This window comes from Nocardia sp. NPDC004260 (assembly GCF_053603155.1).
This window is the reverse complement of sequence record NZ_JBSGEZ010000093.1, coordinates 1-23,979: the sequence shown is the minus strand read 5'-3', so window position 1 is coordinate 23,979 and position 23,979 is coordinate 1. Positions and strand designations below refer to the sequence as shown.

Below are 23,979 nucleotides of genomic sequence, written 5' to 3'. Positions count from 1 at the left end.
CGAGCGACCGACCCAGGCCGTCACCCCGGCTCCCCCCGAGTCCCTTCCACGAACCCCGTAACAAGATCCGCGCAAAGGATGGTGCCCTAGTGACCTACGCGCTCGCCGCCGTGCTGGCGGTCAACCAGCCGACCCCAGAAGGTGGGCCGTTCGAGAACATCGCCACCCGGTTTCTGAACCTGCTGTATTTCTTCTCCGGGGTCATCGCCGTCGCCGCGCTGATCGCCGCGGTGGGCGTCTACTACTACCAAAAGTTCACCATGCAGAAGTCCGAGGTGCTCAGCTGGATTTTCATGGGTTGCGTGCTGCTGGGAGTCGCTGCCGGAGCTGCCCAAATCGTCAACTGGGCCACCGGAAGCTGATCATGGCCGCCTTCTCCGCACAGCCGCTGCCGCCGGAAGTCCTCGATCCGATCCTGCACCTGGCCGGTCAGCTGATCACCGTCACCGGCTACCTCGCGGTGGCCGCGATCCTCGTGGTCGGCATCCGCGCCTGGCTGCGGTACGAAAGCGGCGCCACGGCAGTGGATCTTTGGAAAGAAGTCCTGGTCATCCTGCTGTGCGCCGCGGTCGCGGTCCAAACCTTCGACATCGCCAACTGGGCCCATTGACCCGAAGGACCGTGTTCATGCGACGCATTCACCAAATCCTGCTCACCATTATCGCCGCGGCGACCGTGACGAGCGCGGCGGCCGCCTGCGGCGGCACCACAGACGACGGTGCGCCACTCACGATCTCCAGCTTTCAGGGGGCGGATTGGATCACCGATGGGACCGTGCAACCACCGAAGACCCCTGGTCGCGGTGACCGTCTGCGCTACCCGCACAACATGGACGGTGCGGTCATGGCGGCGGTGAACTCGCAAACTCTGCTCGATACAGCCAGCGACGCCACCTTCGGCGATATCGCGCGGGACTACTTTGCCCCGGGTGACGGCCTGACTGCCTACCTGGCCAGCCGCGCCCAGATCACCGTCTCCGGCATCGACTCCGCACGGCTTCCGCGAGTCAAGGGCTTCCGATTCACCGGCTACGACGACAACACCGCCAGCGTCGAGGTCTTCTTCGCCCAGCCAGACCACTCCATCACCGGCCTGACCCGGCATCTGGTGTGGATCGGCGAGACATGGCTGATCCAGTTACCCGCGCCGAACGCACCGGAGAAGACGCTCACCGCGTACGCCGCGTTACCACCAGACATCAACCCGCTCCCCCAGATCTGACCGCTCTGTAGTGGCCGCCGAAGGACCCTCCATGAGAATTCGCCACCGTCTTGCCGTCGCGTTCGCCGCGGTGGTTCTCACCAGCTTCGCGGTGGCGTGCGCAGACACCGGCGAGAACAACCGCGACGCCCATTCGGCTGGCGGCAGCGGCGAGGCGAGCAGCAGTGTGCCGTTGCTGGAAACGGACTGGTACAAGCAGAACTTCGGCACCCCGCTCATGTCCGCGAACACCCAGCTGCGGCCGCGCGCGATCGAGCAGGCGCACGACCAGCGTGGTGTGGTGCTGCCGCAGAACCGGGCGCGGTTGGATGGGCCGGTCATGTGGCAGCGTGTGCGCTGCGAGGCGCTGCCGTTCACCACCGGCGACGGCCCGACGCGACTGCGTAGTGACACGATCTACGGCGGGTTCGCACACACTGAACTCGGTGCGGCGCTGGCTGCCTTCCACTTGCGCAATTTCGGCGGGACCGCCGCCGTCCCCGACGCCATTGCCACGATCGCCGCGCCGCCGGATCGGGCGCACGTCGTGCCGCAGCTGCGCCTGGACGACACGAAGATCCCGGCGCGCGAGCCTGATTGTCTGGCGACCTCGCGCAAGAACGGCATCCGCCGACCGGCGCGCTGGCACGCGGAGCAGGTCGGCAGCGAGGTCTACAGCGTCCAGTATTGGTATCCGCCGGAGCCCGGCACCGGCGGCCGCGGCTACAGCACCGACGTGACGGTGGTGTGGTCAGGCGATGACTGGTATCTCACCGCCCAAGCCATCGGCGAGATCGGTTACTCCGGCCAGCAGAAACAACCTTTCGCCAGCGACGAGCCCACCGGCTGGCTTCGATGGTGAGGCTTCGCCGGCTCGCACGTCGGGCGGCGTTCGTCGTCGGCGTGATCGTCGCGGTCAGTGTCGTGTTGGCCGCGATCGGCGCGGCCCAGCCCAGCACAGGCCCGCCGACTCCGTCTGCCCCTCCCACTCCGTCTGTACCGTCCACCAGTTCGCATCCTGCCCCGGCTGGGCCAGGCTCCGGCGGAATCCATGCCGATCCGGGCGGGGAGTTCGAGGGGGAGGACACTTGCCAGGGCCATATCCGGATCCCAGGCATCGATGTATGCACCCCGGTGCCCGATCCCGGTGAAAAGGCGAAAGACGCGGTTGTCGATGCCAGCCGAGCATTTCTGTCCGACATCGTGGACTGGGTTCTGCGCGGCTACCTGTGGATCACCAAATACGTCTGGCAGCTGTTCGTCGACATCGACGTCGACGCCTCGGGCTCGACGTCCACCGTGCAGCGGGTCAACGACATGACCGGCGAATTGCAGGTCATCGCAGCTGGTCTCGGCCTGCTGGTGGCGTTGATGCAAATCCTCACCCACCGGATGCTGCTCACTGGAGACGACGCCGCACCGGAGGCCTTCGCCGGTTTCCTGCGGTGGGCGCTGGCGGCCACGCTGGCTGCGCCGACACTGCTGGCCTTATCCGCGGCCAGCGACGCCTTGGCGATGTGGATCTTCACCACCGCAGCCGGACCCGAAGGCCCGACCCACGTCGTCGACGCACTGTCTTCGGCGTTGTCCGGGCGCGACGCGCGACTGAAAACAGAGGATGTCATCGCCTTGGCGCTGTGCCTGCTCGGACTGTTGGGCTACCTCGAACTGGCCATCCAGCTGTATCTGCAGAAAGCGTGGATGATCTATTGCGCCGTGGCGCTGCCCATCGCGGGCGCGGCCTCGGTCACCGGCGCGGGCAAGGCCGTGTTCAGCGCGATGCTGCGGCTGGGGGTCACAGTGCTGCTGTTCAAACCGATCGCGGCGCTGCTGCTCGCGGTGGGGTTCTGGCAGATTCGGGAGCTGAACTCCAGCAGCGACGTGGTCACGGCGGTGTTGGTGATGACCGCGCCCGCCTTCTGTATGCCGGTGCTGGCCAACCTGATCGGCAACACCTCGGTCGGATTCGCCGGAACACCGATGCTGCGCGGCATCTACCGAACAGCCCGCCCCACGCGTCAATGGATGTCCAACCGCGCTGACAGTATCGCCGCAGGCTGGCGGCAAAGCATGGCCCGCGCCGATGAGAAGGATGCCACCGCGTCGGCCTCACGCGCGAGTGCCCGCGCGGCGAACACACCATCGAGTTCCGCTGCCACCACACCAACCGCAACGAGTTCGTCCGCGACGAACAAGGCGTCCTCCGCCTCGGCTCCCGCGACGACGGCCACGAACACAACGCCCGGGGCGGGAAGCCGCGCCACCAACTCCGCGACCACAACCGGCCGGTCGACGGGGTCGACGCGCACAGGCGCATCCGGGTCGTCGTCGAGCGCAGGGCCGGGCACCGGCGGCTCCACCACGTCCCGCCCACGCCAGTCCTCCGCCGGAGCCGGGTCCACGCGCACGTCCGCATCGGGTGCTGGCGGCGCGACCAGCGCTGCGCCGACGAGCACGTCTTCGTCCTCGGCGGCCAACCGATCTGGAGGGCGCTCGGCCAACGCCGCGGATCCGGCTTCCGCCTCGTCTGCTGCCACGCCGCAGTGGCGGCGCGGGACGCGCCGCTCCGGGCCACCGCGCGACACCACATTCCGACGCATCACCTGACGGCGCGGGATGGTGGCCCGCGACCTCGTGCACGAACGGAGAGATTGCTGATGGGACAGCAGAAGTACGCCGGATGGCGCAAGCCGGAATCGACCGGCTTGGTGCCCGGGTTATCGACGGCTACATCCGTGTTGGCCGTCGTCGCGGCGATGATGGTGATCGGATTGTGGTTCTTCGCCGGATCACCGGTGCTGGCACTGAGCGTGCTCGTGGTGTCGGTGCTGCTGATCGGCCCGACGATGATCCGCCTGCGCGGTATGTCGGCCGGCGAGATGCTGACCGCATGGGTCCGCACTCTGCCGATCCGCGCCCGGGAAGCGCACTTGTACAAGACCGGCCTGTTTAGCCACATCCCAGGCGGGCGGGCGCGCCTACCCGGCGTTGCGTCACCGATCACGCTGACCGATGCCTTCGACCCCGACACCGGGGAAGACATCGGCGCCCTGGTGAACCTGGTGCATCACACGATCACCATCGTCATGGTGGTCGCCGCCCACGGCCAAGACACTCTGCCGCAGCAGATCATCGACGGACGGGTGGCCGGATGGGGCCAATTCCTGCGCATCATCGGTGAGCACGGCGATATCGCCGGGCTGGCGGTCGTCACCGAGACGGCGCCGGAAACCGGCGCGGCCTACGCGGTCGAGGTGGAGTCGCGGCGTTCGTCGCTGGCTCCGGCGTTTGCCACCGAGATCGTCGAGGCCCGCGCCGCTGAGCTGGCCACCGACACCATCCGCACCACGCAGCGCATCGCTATCACCTTCCGCTACAGCTCCGGTGCGTTCGCTGATGGCGTGGCGTCGGTGTCACGCCGGTTGCCGGAACTGCGCGCGGCCGCGGCGGGGGCCGGTGTGCAGGCCGACTACGCCACTTCCGCCGAGATCGTCGCCTTCACCCACGCGGCGTTCAACCCGGCCGCAGCACAGCACATCGACTCGCTGATGGCCCGCGACGGGGACACCGGTTTGCGGTGGGCGGATGCCGGGCCGTCGTTCCATGACGACGAACCCCGCTACTACCTGCACGATTCCGGCAAGTCGATGACATTCCGGGCATATGAGTATCCAGTGCAGCCGGTCGACGAACAGATCCTGGCGAAGGTTCTGCGCGCGTCGCATCGCGCCCCGTACAAGCGGGTGACGTTGATCTATCGCCCCTACCGGCCCGCGGATGCCCGGCAGATGATCGACAGCGACTTTCGTGACGCGTTCGCCGCGGTGCAGCGGCGCAACCGGGGCCTGGTCGATGCACGTCAGCAGATGCGCTACGAGGATCTGGCCGCCACGCGCGAAGATCTCGCCGAGGGCCATGGCCTGACCGATGTCGGCATGTTGGTCACCGTGACCGTGCCGTTCGAGGACTCTGGCCGCGACGCGGTGCAGATGCTCGAGGACGCCGGGGTGTCGAGTTCTCTGCGGTTCGCGCCCTGCTACACCGATCAGGCTTCGATGTTCCTGGCTGCCTTGGGAATCGGTGTCTACCCGGACATGGACGAGACGAAGGTAGGCACCGGTGCTTTTGCTGCCTGATGCAGTCACCGACATGCTCCCGGCGCCGCTGCGTGAACGCATCACCCCGTCGGCCAGCACTCCTGCGGGGTTGCTCGATCACGAGGAAGCTGAGGAGCTTCGCGAGCTGCTACCGACGATGTCGCCGTGGTCTCGGTTCCGCGCCGCGCGCCGGTTGGCCGCCCACGAGATAGCGGTGTGGCAGCTCACCGCCGCCGAAGCGCGCCAGCCCTGGCAGGCCGTCCGCGTTCCGACGCCGCGCGGATTCATGGCCCGCTTCGGCGGCTACATGAAACGCCCGATGCCGATGCCGTATGTTCGCGGCACCACCTGCCGCGTGTGCGGGCTGTGGCCGTTCCCGATCGCCAGCGAAGTCACCACCCCAGGGCTGCCGGTCGGCCGCCAACTGGGCGGGGCACCGTTCATGTTCGACCAGCTGGCGTGGTTCGACGCCGGATTGATCACCGCTCCGACGTTCTCGGTGATCGGCCCCAACGGATTCGGCAAATCCACCCTGCTGCGCCAGATCGGCATCAACGGCCTGTTCCAGGGCCGCCACCTCATCGTCCTGGCCGACGCGAAACCAGACTTCCGCCGGCTGTGCGAAGTGCTCGGCGACGACGGCCAGGTCTTCCACATCGGCGGTCTGGGCGGCGGCGTGCTGAATGTGCTCGACCCCGGCGCCTTGGCGGCCGCGGTGCAGCGGCTCGGTGACCGCGCCGACGCCCGGATCCTGATGGACCAACTCCACGACGCCCAAGCACACAACGTGATCTCGCTGGTCTCCTTGGTGCGTCGCGGACCCACCGCCGACTACGAGAACAGCGTCATCGACGCGGCGATCGCCGCCCTCTACGACGGGGCCCGATTCTCCCCGTCGCGGCCGCCGATCCTGTCGGACCTCATCGAACAGTTCGACCACCCCACCGAGAACATGCGCGCCAGCGTCGCCGCCGTCGACAACGCCGAGTTCACACACATCACCCAACGGCTGCTGCAGTCACTGCGCGCGCTGGTGCAAGGTTCGCTCGGACGCGCATTCAACGGCCAGTCCACGACGCGCATGAACCTCGACGTGGCGATGATCGATGTCGACTTGTCGGTGATCCCGCTGTCTGCGCGAGACCTGCGCGCGGCGGTCATCGCCATCACCGGCATCGAGGCCCAAGAATCGGTGCGGGCCCGCAACCTGCTCGCCCAGCATGGCCTGGCGCGAAAGACCGTCACCGACTTGCTCATCGACGAGCTCTGGCAACTGTTCGAGGTCGGCGGTAGCGCCCAGATCGCCACCGTCGACCGCATCACCCGCCTCAACCGCACTGACGGGACCACGCTGGGCACCTCGACGCACACCGTCGGCGACTACAAGGGTGTCTCGGACTCGGTGCACGAGCAACTGAAGGCGACAGGATTCATCTCCCGTTCCCGCGTCAAATTCGTCGGCCCGATCAATGCCAATGAGATCGAGCAACAACAGGGCCTGATCGAATACACCGAACCCGAGGCCATCCTGCTCAAAAGCTGGTCGGACTCGGGAACACCATCGCGCTACGGCCGCCGCGCGGTGCACGACGGCATGGGCCGATTCATCTGCAAATGGTCTGACGACCCGTCCAAGCCTGGGGTGCCGTTCCGTACCTCGATCAGCTCCACTGAGCACCAACTGGGCATTCACGACACCTCCGCAGCATTGCGCAGCGACCGCGAGTGATGTGATGACCTGGGTTTTCGCGCTGCTGCGGTATCGGCGCGTGATCGTGGCGATAGTTCTGCTGCTGTTGCTGATCGTCGCCGAGTGCGGCGCCCGCGAGAAGACCCAATATGGTTGCGCCAGACCCGGAGCAGGGCCGGTGGTTGCCGGGCTGGCGTATCCGGTCGACCCGGGTACCCCGATCAGCTCGGGCTACGGCCTGCGCGATGGCGGGGAGTTCCATCGTGGCGTCGACTTCGCCGTGCCGGTCGGCACGCCGGTGCGAGCGCTGGCCGACGGCACGGTCACCGCCGCCCAAGACCAGGGGGTTTTCGGCTTCGGCGGATGGGTCGTGATCTCGCATGTCATCGACGGCAAGCCGATGTCGACCGTCTACGGGCACATGGATCCCGGCGGCGTCCATGTACAGGTCGGACAGCAGGTCCGCGCGGGCGACATCGTTGCAGCTTCGGGAAACTCCGGCGCATCGTCGGGACCGCATCTGCACTTCGAGCTGCACGAGGGTGACCGCCTGGCCGGTGGACCGGCGATTGACCCCACCGCCATCCTGCAGCGGATCCGCGACGGCGAAACAACCACCAGCAGTAGCGGTATGGATCAGCAGGCAGCTGCGACAGCACCAGGCGATGACGTCGTGGACCGCAATGCGATGGCGATCATCGCCGCCGGCCTCGCCGACGATGTCCCGCGGGAAGCGATCGTCCTAGCGCTCGCAGTCGGTCTGGTCGAATCCGAACTGCACAATCTCGCCTCCGAGGCCGTGCCCGACTCCAAGTCCTATCCCAACGATGGCGTGACCCCCGGCGACTACGACTCCGTCGGAGTTCTGCAACAACGAGTTTCGATGGGTTACGGATCCGTCGAGGAACTTATGGACCCGCAATATCAGGCCCACGGCTTCTACAAACGGCTGCTGGCCAGCAACTGGCGCAACAAATCATTCACCGAGGCAGCCGCCGACATCCAGCAACCGCGCGCCGACTTCCGCGACCGATACGGTCAGCGGGAGGCCGAAGCCCGTGCCCTGTTCGCGCGCCTTGCCGGGCACGCCGCCCGCGGCGGCGCGTGCGCACCGACGAACCCGACCACACCACCATCCGGCGGCAGCGGTCAAGGCGCCGCGATCGTCGCTGAGGCCCGCCGCCACCTCGGCCTACCCTACGTGTGGGGAGGCGGTGACACCGACGGACCCACCGGCGGCGGATTCGACTGCTCGGGCCTGACCATGCGCGCGGTCTATGTCGGCACCGGCGCGAGCCTGCCGCACTACACCGGCGACAGCAGCACACCGGGCCAACTCCACCGGGGCACCCCGGTGCCCGACATCGCCCGCGCGCAGCCGGGCGACCTCGTCTTCTTCGGCTCCGGCCAGGACGCGAGCCACGTCGGCATCTTCACCGGCCTCATCGGCGGCGTCCCATACATGATCCACGCCCCGACCGAGGGACAGACCGTCACCGAAGCACGGGTCGCTGACGGTGGCACCCTGATCGGGGTCCGCCGATACACCACCTCGGCCACCACCACCGCACCGTCGCCAACCCCGGCACCGGCGGCGATGCCCCTGGAGATCCGATGAACACCTCCCACCCCGACCACCGGCGTCAAGTCGGCCGCAAGGCGGCCATCGTGATCGCAGGATTCATCCTCACCGCAGCCTGCTCAGCCCCGGCGAACGACTTCGGCGAGCACGAGCAAGGTCCAGGAGTCCCGGTCGGCGCAACGATACAGGCTCTGCCGCCGCTCCCTTCGCCCTGGAACGCCCTCGATCGCAATGATCCCGCAGCTGTCGCACTCGCCGCCGTCCAAGCCGTCTTCGACTGGCATCCCGAACGCGGCGACACAGGCACCGAAGCCGCGGCTCGCCGCGCCGCGCCCTTGCTCACACCTCGCGCCGCTGACAGCTACCGGCGTTACCCGATTCCACGACCGACCTGGCAAGCGTGGATGGACACCGCCACCACGATCACCGCCGAAACCGTCATCGGCGCCGAGAACCATCCTCCGGACACCGACGCCACCTGGCACCGCAAAACCTTCACCACGCTCACCGTCACGACACCAGGCAAGCCGCCCACCAGGTTCTCGGTGGTCAGCCTGGTCACTGTGCACAAACAGCCGACATGGATTGTTTCTGGACTCGCGCACTCGGCGACGTCGTAACAGCCGCCCAGAGGGCGGCCTCCAGCGGCGTTGGATCGCAGCACTTCGCCTCGATGCCGTGGCAGGCGAATGGGCTCTCATGCAGGTCATCGACGGTGTGACTCGCTTTTGACCGGCGACAGCGCACCCGCCGGACACCATTGCCGCGCCTCGACACGTCCTTTTCGGTTCCCGGTCGGTATCGCGAAAGCGACCAGACCGAGCCAGGTGCCATCGGTAGCGCGGGCCCAGGCGTAGAGCAGGCCAGGCACGGCCCCGGCGACGTCGAGGCCTTCGGCCTTGACGCGCATCGACACAGCGTCCTTGCGGAATGGGCCATGAGTGGGGATGGCTGCGCCGAGATCGACGAGTACGGGTGTCGGGGGATCGACCACTTGACGAAGCGGCGAGGCAAGTTCGCCAGTCCAGTACTCGAACATAGTTTCGAATTCTATATCTTGCATCCGCCCGGCACGCCGCCGAGCACCGCGGTTGATTCACTGAATGCCTTCTCATGGATCTGCACATTCCGCCAGACATCGCAGCGGATGCCGCCTGCCACGTCGTCGACCCAGCCGACTCACATGAGCACAAGACGGATGGCGTTCGCCCAGGTAGACAGCGTGCAAGTAGGTGAGGTCACGTTTTGCCGCCTCGTTTTCGTGACAGGTTTTCGATACACTTTCATGTCATGAGGGCGGCAGTGGGTGACGCCGGTAAGGCGGTGGCAACAGCTCCGGTCGGTAGTTTCGTGTACACGAACCGCCTGCCGGGGACTCCGGCTGCCGCGACTTCGGCGGTCAAGCGTGCGCACCAGCGTGGTGAGCTGGTGCGTATCCGCAAGGGCCTGTATTTCAAAGGCGCCAAGACGCGCTACGGCACGACTCGTCCGTCCGCAGAAGCCATCGCCGTGGAGGTGTTGGGCACCACGGGCGCCGGGCCGACGGGGTTCTCCGCGGCACGCGCGCTGGGTTTGACTACGCAGGTGCCCGCAAAGCCGACGATGGTCGTGACCGGAACGGTGCCGACAGCGGTGCCCGGGGTGAAGGTATCCAAACGCAACAACCTCAAGCGGCTGGCATTGACATCGCTGGAGATCGCCACCCTCGAGCTGTTGCGCGGTGACTGGGAGACCACTGTTGACGATGGCTGGTCCGCCCTTTCGGATGCGGTGGGCAAGGCAGTGGTCGCCGGTAAGTTGCGTTGGCGCCAACTCGCGACCGCGGCAGAGGGGGAGCGTTCTGCTGCGTTGCGGGAAAACCTGCGCCGCCTGAGTGAGGATTTGCAGGTATCGGGCATGCTTGCCTGATGCCTCCTCTGCTGCGTGAGCATCCTGACGAGCTGGCTGCGCTGATCACCTCTGCCGCAGCACAACTCGGCCTCGACCAGTCGTACCTCGAAAAGGACTTCTGGGCCATGGAGGTGCTGCGAGCTTGCACGTTCCCGGTCGAGGTCATCGGCCAGGCGGGCAGTGGCGCAGTGACGGTGATCTTCAAAGGCGGTACCTCGCTGTCGCGAGTCTACGGCCTGATCGAACGGTTCTCCGAGGACATCGATGTGCTGGTCGTGTTCCCGGATGTCGATGCGGGTACCGGAACGAAGGACAAGGCGCTCAAACGCCTGCGCGACGCCGTCACCGCGCACCTGGGCCTGCCCAACGATGCAATCGTGGCGAAGGAGGTGACCACAGGCGTCAAACGCAACATCACCTACCTCTATCCAGAGTCGGCGACCGCCCCGCCGGCCGCGGCCGACGCCATTAAAGAGGGCGTGCTACTCGAGATGGGGACCCGCGGGGGCACCTTCCCGACCCGCCGTCACGAAATCCGCTCGCTCATAGCCGACTTCGCGATCAAGCACTTCGGCGACACCGAGGACACGTGGGCGGAGTTTATTCCGTTCCCGGTTGAGGTACTTGCGCCTGAACGGACGCTGTTCGAGAAGCTGGCGGCACTGCACGACGGGGCCTCGCGCGCGCCCGAGGAGAAAGCCCTTGCCGCACTTCAGCGTAATGCGCGACATCTCTACGACATTTATTGCCTGCTCGGCGACCAGCGGGTGGTGGGCGCGCTGACCGCGTTGGGTCCGGACGGGATCGCGCAGTTGTGCGCTGACGTCGACGAGCACAGTGCAGCGGCGGGCTTCAGCTACACCCCCCGCCCGGCCGCGGGCTTCGCCGACAGTCCGCTACTGGCCGACGACCATCCGGGCAAGGCGGCCCTCGAGCTGGGCTATCGCCGTGCGATGCAGCTGGTGTACGGCTCCCAGCCGACGATGCACGACTGCCTCGACACTATCCGCACAAACGCGCACGTCCTGTGACGACCGTAGGACCTCGGTTGTCAAGCCCCTTCGGCTTCGGTTATCGGCTCAGCTGAGGCCGACGGGCTCGAATAGAGCCTCCAATCACCGCTCGGCGGTATACATCCGCTGCTCAGATTCCCGGACGCGGCATCACGGGTGATTCGAGGAACTACTCACCACCAGATAGCACGGCCAGAAACCGGGCCGGTCGACGACACAGGAGCGGAGGCCTATCGGTCCGGCGCGCTCTTCACGGAAGAGTTCGCTGTTTCCGGTGACTTTCCGCAGGCTATGGTGGAGCTGGCTGCGGCGCCCCTGCACCGGTTGGAGTTCTAGGTGACGGGTCAGATTGGCCATGCGATCGGAAAGGTGTCCCGTTGTTCAGCAGCATTCTCGGTGCCGTGGGCATCGCCATCGTTGTCGTCATGGGGATCTGGGTGTTCGGCGACACCATCGCGAGATGGACTGGTCTGTTACTGGTTGTCGCTGGGGCCGGCTACATGGTCGGCGGCCTCGCGCGCGGGGCAGCGATGGCGGCGGTAGGCCTGTTGTTGTGGCTGGCCGGGCACTGGCTTTTCGCCTACAAACACCACGTATGGAGAAGCGGCCTGCCGCAACGCCTGTTCGTTATCCGGCGACTGCGCAGGCTTGACCCCACCCGAGGGTGGGTCGTACCAGTCGCCGATATCCAACACGACGAGTTCGCTTCCCGCTCCGTTCCAAAAATCTAAAGCGCGAAGATCATTCGGGGCATCGCGCTCCGAAGCAAGCGACCGCGACGTGAGCAGTACGGGCATTCTTTGACCACCCGGACCCGACGTGGATTTCGCCGTCAAGCCGCGGTATCGACGCGGCTGGTATAGGGCAGAATCGCGGTATGAGCCGGTACAAGGTTGTGTCTGGCGTCACGGTGGCGGGCACGTTCACCGCCGGGGTGATTGCTGCAGTGATTGGCGAGTGGTCCATGGCGGTCTTCTGCGGCCTGTGCTTCGGTCTGGCCGTGGTGGAGTTCACCGGGATCCGTGCTGAGGATCATCGACGATAGATCCCGAGGCCAGGACGGAACCATTGGCTACGGCTTACTGGCTTGGCTGGCATACTCGCCTGGAGGGCGGGGGAACCAGGGTGATGCTTTCCGGAATTCGCCGCCTCGCGGGCCAGCGGCGTCTGCAGGCCTGCCCCTCCGGGGCCGTGGATCCCGCTGGCCGCTTCCTGCTCGATGCGAGTCATCTCCGAATTCGATGATCGGGGTGGTGCCGATCTGGAGAACCGGCTCGAAGCAACAAAGCCGGGCTCAGAATGACGGCGATTTGATGCGGTGCCGGATGGTGCACCAGAGCCCCTGTCGGGGCGCTGGTGCGCGATCGAATCGAAGATGGTTACTTGGTGGCGCCCGGCTGATCCTGTCTCGCGGCACGTACGGCCTGTGCCAGTTCGGCCGCAATCTGTTCGGCTTCTTCGACAGTCAAGGCCACGCTCCACGATCCGTCGAGGAGAAGGACTTCGAGCTCGCGTTGTCCTCCCGAAGGGAGATCCATGGCGTTCAGCACGATTGCCATGGGACTTTTGGTCTCGGCAATGGGCACCTCGCGCCGCTCGGCGTAATGGGTCCAGAACATATCAGGTTCGTCGGGCACCACGTCGTGAACGCACCACGGTGGACACGGCTGGGGCGGCGTGACGGCATCATCAGCTGTGTTGGCGTCGACGGCGCCCGAATTGCCCACGGCGGCTTGGAGTTTGCGCAGGGCTGCGGTGTAGGTGATGCCCTCTTGGGCGGCGACTTGACGCACGGCGGTGCGGCGAGCTGAGCTGCTGTTCTTCGGCATGGGTTCTGTCCGATCCGGGCACGGTCCCCACGCCACCTGCCCAACAAACAACAGGCTACAGCGCGGGCCCGGAGGACCTTGGCCGACGACGTCGCCCCGGCGTGGGGGGGTGACTTGGCGGTGAGCGTGCGCGTCCAGTCTCGGCCGAGAGCATACCAAGTCGGCGTGGCGTCGAGCGTGATGTGTTGCCAGCGATAGCGTAGCGCTGCGCCGGTTCGAAAGCTCGAGTTACCCCAAGTCAGCAGCGCTAGCGCTGCGGGAAACTCGAGCACTCCCGTTTGTCGGTGTGGTCTGGGATCGTTGGTGGTCACCAGGCTGTGGAGGTGGGTAGGTGGATTCGGCGGCGCGGTTGTCGGGCCGGGATTTGGCGGCGCTTCGGGCGCAGGGCCCGGCGGCTTTGCCTGGTGCATTGCGTGATGGGTTTCGTCTGTGGTTGGCAGGGCGAGACTTCGCGGATTCGACCCAGCTGACCTACTACAAGCGGGCGCGCCAGTATTTGAAGTGGCTGGTCGCGACGGATGCGCATCCGGAGGCGTTGACCGATGGGCCGGGGCGGGATGTCGCGGTGGCGGAGTACTTGTCGTTGGCTCGGCCGTCGACGCAGAAGGTGACGTTGGCGGCGATTCAGGCGCTGTTCGAGTGGCTGGATTTGGGTCCGGTGGAGGTGGATGCCGAACCGGTGGGTCAGGTGGTGCCGGATACGTTGACTGGTGACGAGCAGAGCCGGGTGTTCGATGCGGCGGCGGCGAGGTCGGCGCGGGACTATGCGTTGATCACGTTCTTTCTGGATGTCGGGCCGACGTCGTCGGAACTGCGGCGGCTCGATGACGATGCGGTGGAGTTGTCGGCGCGGGCGGGTTCGGTGCGGTTGACCGGGTCGGACGGGCAGAGTCGGACGGTGGAGCTGGCCAGGGAGACCACGTGGGTGTTGATGGGGTGGCGTCGGGAGCGGCGTGTTCTGCTGGGCGCGAAGTCGTGGGAGCGGGCCTTCTTCGTGACGTTGAGCAGTCATCGGCGGATCCGCGACGATGAAAGTCTGGAGTTCATCGTCGCGTCGATCGGTGAGGCTGCGGGCTTGGGGCGGCGGTTGACACCGTCGACGCTGCGGGCGACGGTGGAGCAGCGGTTGCTGATCTCGGGTGTGGAGCCTGCTGTCGTGGCGGCGCGGATGGGCCAGGCCTACATCAACGCTCCGCGGGTGCGGGCCCTGATGGGCGAGACGCATCGGTCCCGGCGGGGCGGACGTGCATACTCGGCTGGCCAGTTGAGTTTCGACATCGGGGTGTGAGGCGCGCCTGCCGCACGGGGTGCGGGTGGCGTTGATGGTGGGGCCGGGCTGCTGAGTGTGAGGGTCGGATCGCGGCCGTGGGAAGGCAGCACGGAGCGCAGCGAAGTTCCGATTCGGCTTTGGCGGTGTGCGCGGCGATGGTGCCCGGCGCGCACACCGGCCGGTGCCGAAGGAGGTCGGCTCGCTCGGCGCAGTGGCCGACCCGCCTGCTCGACTGCTCAGTCTGTTGGCGCGGTGAGCTTGAAATGTCCGTCGGCTGAGTTCGGAATGAGGGCGAGGTGGCCGGTGTCGTCGCGCATCGCTTCGACGGCTTCCGCGCAGGTGCCGCCACACGATTGAGCGGCGACGATGTCGCTGTATGGGGTGCGCATGTGGATGGTCCAGCGGGAGGGGCCGCCAGCCTCGGCGCTGGTCTGCTGGCACGCGGCGCAGATCGCGTCTTGGTACTGGTCGCGGTGGATCACTGGCCGGTTGTGCATGTCGCAGGCGAAGCAGTAGACCAGGCTGTGAGCGTCGCGGGTGGTGTTGATGATGCAGCCGCAGCAGGCGGTGATGTAGTCGGGATCGACCCTGTCGGCGGCGATCTCGGTCATGCCGCAGGTGCAAATGTTCGCGCCGGTCACGGGGTGTTCGGTGTAGGTATGGGTGTGGCTGCGCTCGCGATGACCGCCGATCAGTTCGTAGAGCAGGTCGGTTTTGGCGCGGGCGATCGCCGCGTTGCGGCGGTATGCGGCCGCGCGGGCGAGTTGTTCGCTCGAATTGTGGGGTGATTGTTCGGCCCTGGATTCGGCTCGGCGGGCGCTGGTCTCGGCGGTCGCGATGTCGGTTGCCAGGTCACAGAGCGTCCGTTGTATCCCGGCGGCGGTGAACTCGCCTCGCGCGAGTTGTTCGCGCAGCGTGGCGGTTTCGTGGTCCGTTTTCCTCAGCGGTGAGGACGGCAGGGGGGTGGCGGGCATGTGTTGTCCTTCGGTGCCGCTACTCGCGGCGTGGTGGTGGTCGGGCTGCTGGGCCGGGGACGGCTGGTGCTGGGCCGCAATGGGCAGCACGGAGCGCAGCGGAGTTCCGATACGCGAGGTCGCACGCGGGCCGGCCTGCGGGTGGGCGGTGCGGCGCCGGGCAGATTCTGGCTGCCCGGCGCCGGGGTCCTACTGGCCTTCGGTGACTTCGATACGCTCGAGTCGGACGTTTTTCAGGGTGGTTTGGTCCTGGCCCTTGTAGTTGTCGTGGGCCTTGACGGTGGCGCGCAGGATGCGCACCCGGTCGCCGCGTTCGTAGCCGAATGCGCCTGCGCCGGTGCTGGACCACTTGACTACCTGGCCGTTGTCGAGGGTGAGCACGAGCAACATGCCGGTTTCCGGGCGGCCGGTGTAGTAGTTGGCTTTGTCGTAGGTGTAGGCGACGGTGACCACGGCGGTGCGGTCGGTGATCTTGTCGCCGATCTCGCCGACGAATCCGCGCACGAGGCTGGTTCGGCGCTCCTGCTCGGCGTAGGCGGCTGCCTCGGCGGCGAGCAATTCTTTGTGCGCCTTCTCGGCGGCGAGCCATTCGAGGTAGGGGGCGAGCTCGCGGCGTTCGGCGGCGGCCTTCGCGGCGCGGCGGACGCGGGCGCGAACACTGCTCACCTTGACGCGGAGGACTGCTGTGCCGTTGCAGTGGAAGCACCAGGCATCGTGTCCGTTGCCGTTGTCCCATCGGGCGTTGGTCGGGCCGGAGTAACGACCGTTGTTGCACCCGCACGGCTCTTCGACCTCGTCGGTTCCGCGGGCGTTGGGGTAGGGGTCTATGTAGACGGTCGGGTCGTCGGAGGTGACGGCCTGGGCGGAGGTCAAGATCGCGGGGCCGGTGGTCTTTTCTGCGGTGAACATGTTTCTAATCATATCAATCTTACGCACCTTACTCATCTTCCCCGTTGTGACGTGCGGCATAGTCAGGGGGCTGGCTGAACCGGCGCGGTCGGCCGATGCTGCTCGGTGGTGGTTCGTCGGCGGCTTTCGTCACGCGGCGCCGAATGGGCCGCGGCCCGCGGCGGCCTCGGCCTCGGCCTCGGGGTGCCAGTCGGCGTCGGGGATCGCGACCGCGCGGCGGCGGAGTTCGTGAACCCGCCGCCGGTGTGCGCGCCATCCGCGCAGCGCTGCGGCGGTCTCCTCCTCGAGTTCTTCGACATCAGCGAACGCTTCGGCCATTTGCGCCACGCGAGTTCCGACCTCGTAGAAGCTGCGCCGGTAGGCGTCTTCGACGACATCGCAGGCGGCTGCCCAGGGGCGTACGGGCATAGCCATGGTGTAGACGTCGGCGACGTAGAGCACCACGCTTCGCAGTGAGGGGCGCGGGGTGATGCCGAGCGGGCCGCGAGCGCGGGCTACGACCTCCTGCGGGGTCGGTTCCTGCCCGGCGTCGACTAGGTGCCGGATCAATCCGAGCACGACGGATGGTAGGTAGTGCTGTAGGTCGTCGTCCTCGACCAGGGCCAGCACGGCGGCGGCCTCGGCGTGGTCGGCGTTGAGCAGGGCCGCTATCAGGTGGTTTTCCGGGTTGGCGATCACCGCTACGCGGTCGGTGAGGTGTTCGGCGATCGCGGCGTAAACCGTGCGTTCGGGCTCGGGGATCTGCTCGGGTTCCGGGATCGGGCCAGTGTCGGGCGTGGGCGGCTGGCCGCTGGCCAGTCGTAGCGGTGAGCGGTCGGCGTCGGCGTCGTTGCGGCGGCCGGGCTGAGGCTGCATTCTTCGCCCTCCTGCGACCGGGAGCGGGGTTCGAGCCCGGCGACGCGGCCGCGGAGCCGGGGCAGTTGCGCGGTGATCTTCAGTGTATGGACGGCTGGGTACGGCGGCCATGATGATGTTTCCGTTCGGGTTGGAAGGCGATGTAGCTTGCTGCGGTGCAACAGCTTCCGCGGGCAGGATGTGTGTTCACACGGCGACAGCGAGCGGCGCCGGGGCAGTAGTCATCGCCTGGTACCCGCTCCAGTCGTATCGGGGGTTGACGGTCTCGGCGTCCTCGAGCAGCAGGGCGGCGCGCTGGTGGTCGGCGGCGAGGTAGGCGCGCACAGCGGCCGCGGCGAGCTGGTCAGCGAGGTGTTCGCGACGATGTTGCGCGGTGGCGCATTCGGCGGCGGTGCGCTCCAGTATCCGAGGTTTGCGGCGGATGGCCTCGAGCGCGGCCGCTGCGACTGCGCGGCGGCCGTAGCGGCGGGCAATTGGTGCGAGGTCGTAGGCGGTGACAGCGCGAGCTGCCTCGGCGGCGGCCGCGTTCGGGTGGTGTTGTCCGCGCGCGTACTCCGGTGCGTAGTCCTCGACCGCGCGGGCGATCATCGCCCGGTGTACCAGGCTGATGCGCGGTGTCATGGTAGGGGCCTTCCGGATCGGGCCGGGCCATCGGCCCCCCAGCGCCGCGAGAACTTACGCACCTTACGCAAATTGGGGACAGATGGCCCGGGATAAATGGAGAGCTGGTCAGCTGGCGAATATCTCGAGCTGTGCGCCCTCGATCTCTCCACCGGCGGCCAGTCCGGCAAAGTACCGGGCGCGCTGCTCGGCCTTGTCTCGCTCGGCCACGGCGCCGTCGATGTGCCGCGACAGCGTGAGCGCCCTTTCTTCTTGCATCCGCTGCAACACCGGGGCTTCCAGAGAGGCGGCGCGTTTGAACAGCGCGCCGAACTCGGGCAAGGTCTGGAAGTGCAGCAGGATCGCCCGCACGACGGCGCGCACGCGGTCACCAGTGCGGGCCGGAACGCGATCGGTGGTGAGGTCGTAGCGCCCTTGGACCAGCCGAGACACGTACAGCCACCGCAAGTCTTCGACCTCCGACAGTGTCACGGTGGACGAGTCCGCGAGGCGGATGCTGTTCACCTTCGGCCGGTCGGGGCGGTCCTGGCCGAACCTGCCGTAGGCGTTGCCGGGCTTGTCGGCGCGGCCGTATTTGACCCGCACTCGGCGCGCCTCTAAGCCGCTTTCGGCGGCCTCGCAGAACTCGACGGTGAATGTGCCACGCACGCTCGGCGCGGTCACCTTGTAGTAGACCCGGGCGCCCTCGTGGTCGACTTCGACGACGGCGCGGCCGGTGCCGAACTCGCCGAGTTCGAGCGGGATTCCGGGGGTTGCCTGTGGCGCGGCCGGGGCGGTGGTGTTGGCGGCGGGGCGGATCTGGCGCGGGCGCTCGTCGGCGGGCCGGGTGAGCAGCGCGGCGAGGGCTTGTGCCAGCTCTTCGAGCGGCAGGCCGCCGGACACGGTGACGGTGCGGGCGTCGTCGTCGATCGCGGGCGTTTCGCCCGCTGCCACGGTGTAGCCGATTTCCTCGAACTGCTCGAGCAGTCGCGCACGCACGGCGGCGGCCGGGTCGGCGACGGGGGCGACCTCCACCGGTTCGCCCTCGAAGTCCTCGATTCCCTCGGTCTGACTGATGTCGAAAACCGTGTCCATCCGGAACCGGATACGGAAGCTGTCGCCCTCGCTGTCGGCCTCGGCAACGGGCTCGGCGGGCCGCTCGCCCACCTCGCCCTCGGTGGTCTCGCCCTTTTCGCGCCCCTTGGGCACTACGATGCGTAGCCCCTTCTCGCACGGGTAGCGGCCGCGATCGCGCCACCCTTTGTAGGTGTCGACGTCGGTCACGGTGATCCCGCGCTCTTGTGCTTGCTTGAAAATCAAGGCGGCATTTCGCAGCGAGTAGCGGAGCAACTTCGGGCAGGTAGTCCGGGCGAGTTTAACAACCATGCCTGCGACCGCTTCGGGGTCGCTAAGCAGCTCCTGGCCGCCTGCGCGGATCGCGGCGTCTGCGGCACGTACCTCGGCAAGTTCTTCCTTGGTGTACTTCTTCCGCCTGGCCATTGTCCTGATCACTCCTTGGTTTCGAGCGGGTGTTTCTAATATCTCAATCTTACGCACCTTACGCAACTTACGCAATGCGGTGTTGGTGGGCGGGCGATTGTTATTCGATGTGCTGGCCGGTGAGGTAGTCACGCCAGACGGCGCGGTATGCCTCGCTGAAGGTGTCCGCCTCGGCGCTGGCTTTGAGCGCATCGTCTTCGGCGCGGTCGTAGATGCTGATGCACCAGAACTCGACTGCGCCGCGCTCGGTGGCTAGGTGGTGGTCGCGGGTGGTCAGCAGCAGATACAGCGACCGCGACGGGGCGGCGTCGAACTCGATGGCGTGGCATCCTCCACCGGTGGCCACGATGCGCGGGCGCGCGTCCATCTCGGCCAGTAGTGCCAGTTCGGGCGCGTGCGCGTCCAGAATTCTCCCGGCGATGTGGTAGGCGAGGTTGTGTGTCGACATGGGTAGGGCTCCTCTGTGGTTGGCGGTCGGTCAGAGTGCGGCGAGCATCGCGGCGGTCACCGCTTCGCGGTGCTGGCGGGCTCGGCGCGCGGCGTCGGCGCGGTCCTCGGCGAACTCGGCGAACTCCTTGCAGCTGCACCCGGCGGCGCTGGTGCGGTCGTATTGCTTGCCGCTCTTGTCGCCGGGGCGGGAACTGCCCGCGCTGAAAGCCCATTCGCCGGGACGTACGTCGTCGGCGGGCCGGTACCACCCGCGCGGGGCCTTGGTCCATGTCCGGTGCGCCTCGGCCAGCAGCGCCAGCCGCGCCGACAGGGTGAGCGTCACGCGGGCGGAATCATCGACGGGGGCGGTGAGCAGCCCGCGGGCGTGCATCCGCGCGGCGGCCGCCGGGGGGATCTGGGACAGGCCGATACGGATGCCCCCACCGGCCTGGCGGCGTGCGCGGCCGCTGGCGATGTGCTTGAGGTCGGCACGCATGGTGGCGGTGAGCCGGGCCGGGGTTGTCGGCTCGGCGGTGATGAGGCGCGCCGCGGGCGGCGCGCCCAACCGGCGGGCCTGCCATTCGATGCGGAATCCGCCGGACCGTAGTGCCTGGATGCCGAACCCGCGCCGGGCGGCCCTGCGCAGCAGCGACAGGGCGGCGGCCTCGTCGTAGGTCGCGGTGGTGGTGTCCTCGGCGGTCCGGGTCACCCGGAACAGCAGGGGCCCGGGCGCGGCCGCCCGGGCGCGGCCGCTGGCAGGCTGGCCGGTCACCGGTTGGCCTTGTAGGCGCGCACGGTCACCGGGCAGCCGGGTCCGGCGTTGGTGCCGTGGAACCGGCGCCCGCCGCGCTCGAATTGCCAGAAGTGGCGGGAGCGGCCGGGACGGTGCTCGATGACGCGGGCCAGCACGCCGCCGGTCCAGGTGGTCAGGGTGCGCCCGTCGTCGGAGACGTAGCCGACCGCGCACCCGTGACCGTAGGCCAGCGAATCGAGGCCGGCGCGGGCGCGGGCGTCGGAACAGCCGTAGCAGCGGGATCGGTCGGTGTCGCGATCGACGCTGTAGCCGGTGCTGATTCCGGCGCGTCCGTCCGGGCCGATGTTGCTGTATTCGTGTCCGCAATCGGCGGTGCCGTGGCGGGCGTACCACCCGCATTCGATTCCGTTGGGGGTGGTGTAGGGACGGAATGCCTCGGCCGCGCCATAGCGCTCCTGGTGGCGCAGCGCGCGGCGGCCGCCGTTGCGCACGGGGTGACCGGCGAGGATTCGTGCTTTCTCGGCGGTGGGTATGCCGTGCTCGGCGACCCATGCCCGGATATCGGCCATGGTCGCCGCGTCGATGGTCCATGCGTGCTCGCCGCCGTACAACGACAGTGCGCCGGTGCCGCTGCCGTACCCGTCCAGCCCCAGCAAGGTCTCGGCGTAGTAGCTGCCGGTGGTGAACTGTCCGGCCGGGTGTCCGTGGGCGGCCGGTTTCCCGATATGGGTGGCGTCGTAGAACTCGACGACTGCGCGGGTATGGGGGAATCCGCTGAACGCCGGTGACCCTGTCGGGACGTAGCGAACAGTGAAGGGTCGGCCCGCCGCGTTGGTGAACACGCGGTCGCATTCCGGTGCATTGGTGGTCATTTCGGGTTGTCCTCTCGTTGGTGGTCGGCCCCGGCACGGCCGGTGTCATCCGCGCCGGGGCCTGCGGTCACGCCGTGCGCGTGACCGGGCTAGGCGGCGATATCTATTCAGCTTCTAGTTACGCGCCTTACGCATTGGCCCGTGGTGAGGTCCCTCGCCCACGGGCCGCTGCTGTGGCGTCAGAGCGTGGCGAACTCGGTTTCGAGAGCGCGCACGATGCGGGCGAGGATGGCACCGGCGCGACCGGCGGCGTGCGGGTCGGGGTCGCTGGGGTTGCGGGCGCGGGCGGAGGCGGCGCCGATTCGATCGACCAGTGCCCACCGCAGCGCCGCCGGGTCGGTGCGCTCCGGCGTGGCAAGCACGTGGGCGATCCCGGCGCGCACGATGTCGGCGGCGGCGGGGTCGGCGGCGTGCTCGGCGCTGGGGCTGGTGTAGAGCCGCTGCATGCGCAGCAGGAAGCCGCGCGCGGTGCAGCGCAGCGGCAAGCGCTCGATGGTTCCCGGCTCTGCCTCGGGGCGCCACACACCGGCGAGGTTGTAACCGGCGGCGGTGAGCGCGTTTTCGGCCGTGGTGTTCGTGTAGTCGAGCTGTTCGATGAACTGATACACCTCGATGCCGTGCCCCTGCTCGTCGACCCGGTAGACCTGTACGAGGTCGCCCCGGTGCTGCGGGTGGCCGCTCGGGGCGCGGCGGGCGATCAGCTCAACGGCGGCGGTGGGGGCGGGGGTGTGGGCGTGGCGCTGGTCGGCGGTCAACTCTTCGACTCTGCCGCCGGGGTATTCGGCGGTCAGGCGTGCGATCACTTGGGCGCTGGTCTCGTCGGCGGTGTCGAGCCGGGTATCTCCGTCGGCGGTGTGCCAGGTGACCAGCGCGGGAATGCCGTTGCCGTGGTGTCGCCACTCGGCATAGTCGCCGGTGGGCAGGGTGTACCGGATATAGGTTGCGGTCATCGGTTCGGGCCTTTCGGGGTGGGGGTGCCGCCGGGCCGGTGCCCGGCGGCGGGTGATCAGGCTTTGACGGGTGCGGCGGTCAGTGCGGCACGGATCTCGGCGTCGGTCGCGCCGTAGTCGGCGGCGCGCCGGACCTCGGCGCGGATGACGGCGCGGTGACTGGCACGCCACCCGGTGGCGTCAGCGGGGCAGGCTGCCAGCTCTGCGCGTTCGCGGATGATGCCGCACAGCGCGGCGTTTCGGACCTTCGCACGGAACGCATCGGACCGGGCCAGGTTTTCGGGATCCTCGGTGGCGCGGTACAGGGCGATGATGGCGGGGTGGCGATTCGGCATGGTGAGCGCCTTTCGGGCGTGAGCCGCGCACGCCGGGCGGATTCTGGCCGCCCGGCGTGCGGATCTGGTCGTCGTGTCAGGCGGCGGCGGATTCGAGTACGTCGGAGAGAGGTCGGTAGCGGCACGACAACCCGATGTCGAGGCCTCGGGCCTTCACCACGGGTTCGGCCTCGCCGTCGCGGTTGATTTTGAGGCTGGTTCGCTCGTTGTCGGCCTCGATCAACACCGGATCACCAGGGCGGAAGCTGTCACGCACGCGCGCGGCCATCGTTCCGGCCGAGAACGACACGTCGTAGACGGTGCGGCCCGCCGGGATGCGCTCGCCGTTCTCGCCCTTGCGGTCTTGGTTGCGGATAACGGTCATGTAGACCGTGGTCTTCTTGGTTCCGTCCTCGCGCTCGAACTCGTAAAGCTCGGAAATCCGGGCGACGTTTCCCTTGATGATGGTCATTTCTTCATTCCTTTCCGTTTGCCATGTGGGCAAGAACTCGGCGGGCGATGGTTTCCAGGTCTTCGCGGCGCAGGTACACGCATCGGTAGTCGGTTGACGGCGTGTGCGCGTCGGAAATTCGGATCTCGAAATGGCCACCTTCGTCGGTGACCCGGACGGTGTCCCCGTCGATGTCGGCGATCTCGACAATGAGCTTTCTCGGCACTTCAATTAACCTCCATTTCACCTTACGCACCTTACGCATTGCCGCGACGAGTCGGAGGTAATGCGGTTCAGCGCAGCAGCGTCGACGCTAGCTACCCTTCACATCCTGGTACAGGACACGCATATCGGGCCAACGACCCAGAAGAGCGGCGCAGGTTTCAGGCTCGGCGAGCTGGCTGCGCAACCGGTCGGGGTCAGCGACCATCTGCACGTCGTCGTCGCCGGTGACAAGGGCCGCACAGGTGCGGACGTCGAGAACTTTTCCGCTGACGGGATCGAAGATGTTTTGGACGACCAAGTACTTGATCACTTCGGTGACGAGCATCTTGCGCATGGGATCGGTGGGCATTTCATACGGGGGGAGCGTCTGGGTTTCCATTTCCTAACCTTTCCTCTCTCGCTTGCATTTCTATTCTATCAGACCTTACGCATCTTACGCATTTCTGAAGAGGTTCTAGGGAGTGGGATAATTCACGAATATTTTTAGCTTTCGGGCTTGCTTTTTTGGGGGCGCGCCTTTGGAGGGTCTGCCTCCGCGGCGAGCGGGCCGGGGTGCGGGGCGGCAGCGCCCGCAC

The 23,979-nt window shown here is 67.3% G+C and carries 29 protein-coding genes; 14 read left to right on the top strand and 15 right to left on the bottom strand.

Features of this window, described 5'->3' with window-relative positions:
• Nucleotides 1-89: 89 nt before the first annotated feature.
• The 9 genes from ACWEO7_RS33915 to ACWEO7_RS33875 all read left to right on the top strand — a co-directional run bounded on the left by ACWEO7_RS33915 (nt 90) and on the right by ACWEO7_RS33875 (nt 9,189).
• Nucleotides 90-362 carry a hypothetical protein gene (locus ACWEO7_RS33915; RefSeq protein WP_452429354.1) on the top strand — a complete coding sequence of 91 codons (273 nt, stop codon included), beginning with the start codon at nt 90-92 and terminating at the stop codon, nt 360-362.
• 2 nt (nt 363-364) lie between these two features.
• The gene (locus tag ACWEO7_RS33910) at nt 365-610 is read left to right on the top strand and encodes a hypothetical protein (protein WP_452429352.1); all 246 of its coding nucleotides are present in this window, start codon (nt 365-367) and stop codon (nt 608-610) included.
• Between the two features lie 17 nt (nt 611-627).
• The gene (locus tag ACWEO7_RS33905; protein WP_452429350.1) at nt 628-1,221 is read left to right on the top strand and encodes a hypothetical protein; all 594 of its coding nucleotides are present in this window, start codon (nt 628-630) and stop codon (nt 1,219-1,221) included.
• A gap of 31 nt (nt 1,222-1,252) precedes the next feature.
• A complete protein-coding gene (locus ACWEO7_RS33900; RefSeq protein WP_452429348.1) occupies nt 1,253-2,062 on the top strand; it encodes a hypothetical protein in 810 nt (269 codons plus the stop codon).
• A 272-nt stretch (nt 2,063-2,334) separates the two neighbouring features.
• Nucleotides 2,335-3,807: a hypothetical protein gene (locus ACWEO7_RS33895; protein WP_452429347.1), complete on the top strand. Its 1,473-nt coding sequence runs from the start codon at nt 2,335-2,337 to the stop codon at nt 3,805-3,807.
• Between the two features lie 50 nt (nt 3,808-3,857).
• Nucleotides 3,858-5,336, top strand: coding sequence for an SCO6880 family protein (locus ACWEO7_RS33890; protein WP_452429345.1), 1,479 nt, complete (start codon nt 3,858-3,860; stop codon nt 5,334-5,336).
• Complete coding sequence (locus tag ACWEO7_RS33885; RefSeq protein ID WP_452429343.1) at nt 5,320-7,026, top strand: hypothetical protein; 1,707 nt, start codon at nt 5,320-5,322, stop codon at nt 7,024-7,026. The genes ACWEO7_RS33890 and ACWEO7_RS33885 overlap by 17 nt, the downstream gene beginning before the upstream one ends.
• Nucleotides 7,027-7,030: 4 nt before the next feature.
• Complete coding sequence (locus ACWEO7_RS33880) at nt 7,031-8,605, top strand: peptidoglycan DD-metalloendopeptidase family protein (protein ID WP_452429341.1); 1,575 nt, start codon at nt 7,031-7,033, stop codon at nt 8,603-8,605.
• On the top strand, nt 8,602-9,189 hold the full coding sequence (locus ACWEO7_RS33875) for a hypothetical protein (RefSeq protein ID WP_452429339.1): 588 nt from the start codon (nt 8,602-8,604) through the stop codon (nt 9,187-9,189). The genes ACWEO7_RS33880 and ACWEO7_RS33875 overlap by 4 nt, the downstream gene beginning before the upstream one ends.
• Nucleotides 9,190-9,275: 86 nt before the next feature.
• On the opposite strand, the gene ACWEO7_RS33870 is transcribed toward ACWEO7_RS33875, so the two are convergent.
• A complete protein-coding gene (locus tag ACWEO7_RS33870) occupies nt 9,276-9,608 on the bottom strand; it encodes a hypothetical protein (protein ID WP_452429337.1) in 333 nt (110 codons plus the stop codon).
• Between the two features lie 251 nt (nt 9,609-9,859).
• Here ACWEO7_RS33870 and ACWEO7_RS33865 point away from each other — a divergent pair, with 251 nt between their 5' ends.
• From ACWEO7_RS33865 to ACWEO7_RS33850, 4 genes are all read left to right on the top strand, one after another.
• Nucleotides 9,860-10,477: a DUF6088 family protein gene (locus ACWEO7_RS33865; protein WP_452429335.1), complete on the top strand. Its 618-nt coding sequence runs from the start codon at nt 9,860-9,862 to the stop codon at nt 10,475-10,477.
• Nucleotides 10,477-11,490: a nucleotidyl transferase AbiEii/AbiGii toxin family protein gene (locus tag ACWEO7_RS33860; protein ID WP_452429333.1), complete on the top strand. Its 1,014-nt coding sequence runs from the start codon at nt 10,477-10,479 to the stop codon at nt 11,488-11,490. The genes ACWEO7_RS33865 and ACWEO7_RS33860 overlap by 1 nt, the downstream gene beginning before the upstream one ends.
• Nucleotides 11,491-11,849: 359 nt before the next feature.
• Entirely contained in the window at nt 11,850-12,203 is a 354-nt protein-coding gene (locus ACWEO7_RS33855) for a hypothetical protein (protein ID WP_452429331.1), read from the top strand.
• 146 nt (nt 12,204-12,349) lie between these two features.
• Entirely contained in the window at nt 12,350-12,517 is a 168-nt protein-coding gene (locus ACWEO7_RS33850; RefSeq protein WP_452429329.1) for a hypothetical protein, read from the top strand.
• A gap of 334 nt (nt 12,518-12,851) precedes the next feature.
• On the opposite strand, the gene ACWEO7_RS33845 is transcribed toward ACWEO7_RS33850, so the two are convergent.
• Nucleotides 12,852-13,301 (bottom strand): DUF6907 domain-containing protein, encoded by a 450-nt coding sequence (locus ACWEO7_RS33845; RefSeq protein ID WP_452429327.1) that lies wholly within the window; start codon nt 13,299-13,301, stop codon nt 12,852-12,854.
• Nucleotides 13,302-13,734: 433 nt separating this feature from the next.
• Here ACWEO7_RS33845 and ACWEO7_RS33840 point away from each other — a divergent pair, with 433 nt between their 5' ends.
• The gene (locus ACWEO7_RS33840; RefSeq protein ID WP_452429325.1) at nt 13,735-14,589 is read left to right on the top strand and encodes a tyrosine-type recombinase/integrase; all 855 of its coding nucleotides are present in this window, start codon (nt 13,735-13,737) and stop codon (nt 14,587-14,589) included.
• A gap of 218 nt (nt 14,590-14,807) precedes the next feature.
• Here the strand turns inward: ACWEO7_RS33840 and ACWEO7_RS33835 are convergent, their stop codons facing one another.
• The 13 genes from ACWEO7_RS33835 to ACWEO7_RS33775 form a co-directional block, all read right to left on the bottom strand.
• The gene (locus tag ACWEO7_RS33835) at nt 14,808-15,545 is read right to left on the bottom strand and encodes a hypothetical protein (protein ID WP_452429324.1); all 738 of its coding nucleotides are present in this window, start codon (nt 15,543-15,545) and stop codon (nt 14,808-14,810) included.
• 189 nt (nt 15,546-15,734) lie between these two features.
• Nucleotides 15,735-16,454 carry a hypothetical protein gene (locus ACWEO7_RS33830; protein ID WP_452429323.1) on the bottom strand — a complete coding sequence of 240 codons (720 nt, stop codon included), beginning with the start codon at nt 16,452-16,454 and terminating at the stop codon, nt 15,735-15,737.
• A gap of 129 nt (nt 16,455-16,583) precedes the next feature.
• On the bottom strand, nt 16,584-17,309 hold the full coding sequence (locus ACWEO7_RS33825) for a hypothetical protein (RefSeq protein WP_452429321.1): 726 nt from the start codon (nt 17,307-17,309) through the stop codon (nt 16,584-16,586).
• A gap of 186 nt (nt 17,310-17,495) precedes the next feature.
• The gene (locus ACWEO7_RS33820) at nt 17,496-17,930 is read right to left on the bottom strand and encodes a hypothetical protein (RefSeq protein WP_452429319.1); all 435 of its coding nucleotides are present in this window, start codon (nt 17,928-17,930) and stop codon (nt 17,496-17,498) included.
• 108 nt (nt 17,931-18,038) lie between these two features.
• Nucleotides 18,039-19,466 (bottom strand): hypothetical protein, encoded by a 1,428-nt coding sequence (locus ACWEO7_RS33815; protein WP_452429318.1) that lies wholly within the window; start codon nt 19,464-19,466, stop codon nt 18,039-18,041.
• Nucleotides 19,467-19,509: 43 nt separating this feature from the next.
• Nucleotides 19,510-19,857 (bottom strand): hypothetical protein, encoded by a 348-nt coding sequence (locus ACWEO7_RS33810; RefSeq protein ID WP_452429316.1) that lies wholly within the window; start codon nt 19,855-19,857, stop codon nt 19,510-19,512.
• A gap of 30 nt (nt 19,858-19,887) precedes the next feature.
• On the bottom strand, nt 19,888-20,610 hold the full coding sequence (locus ACWEO7_RS33805; protein WP_452429314.1) for a hypothetical protein: 723 nt from the start codon (nt 20,608-20,610) through the stop codon (nt 19,888-19,890).
• Entirely contained in the window at nt 20,607-21,464 is an 858-nt protein-coding gene (locus ACWEO7_RS33800; protein ID WP_452429312.1) for a hypothetical protein, read from the bottom strand. The genes ACWEO7_RS33805 and ACWEO7_RS33800 overlap by 4 nt, the downstream gene beginning before the upstream one ends.
• A 179-nt stretch (nt 21,465-21,643) precedes the next feature.
• Entirely contained in the window at nt 21,644-22,414 is a 771-nt protein-coding gene (locus tag ACWEO7_RS33795) for a hypothetical protein (protein WP_452429310.1), read from the bottom strand.
• A gap of 56 nt (nt 22,415-22,470) precedes the next feature.
• The gene (locus ACWEO7_RS33790; protein WP_452429308.1) at nt 22,471-22,749 is read right to left on the bottom strand and encodes a hypothetical protein; all 279 of its coding nucleotides are present in this window, start codon (nt 22,747-22,749) and stop codon (nt 22,471-22,473) included.
• 76 nt (nt 22,750-22,825) lie between these two features.
• Nucleotides 22,826-23,200 (bottom strand): hypothetical protein, encoded by a 375-nt coding sequence (locus tag ACWEO7_RS33785; RefSeq protein ID WP_452429307.1) that lies wholly within the window; start codon nt 23,198-23,200, stop codon nt 22,826-22,828.
• A 4-nt stretch (nt 23,201-23,204) separates the two neighbouring features.
• The gene (locus tag ACWEO7_RS33780; protein WP_452429306.1) at nt 23,205-23,426 is read right to left on the bottom strand and encodes a hypothetical protein; all 222 of its coding nucleotides are present in this window, start codon (nt 23,424-23,426) and stop codon (nt 23,205-23,207) included.
• Nucleotides 23,427-23,492: 66 nt separating this feature from the next.
• Nucleotides 23,493-23,783: a hypothetical protein gene (locus ACWEO7_RS33775; protein ID WP_452429304.1), complete on the bottom strand. Its 291-nt coding sequence runs from the start codon at nt 23,781-23,783 to the stop codon at nt 23,493-23,495.
• Nucleotides 23,784-23,979: the final 196 nt, after the last annotated feature.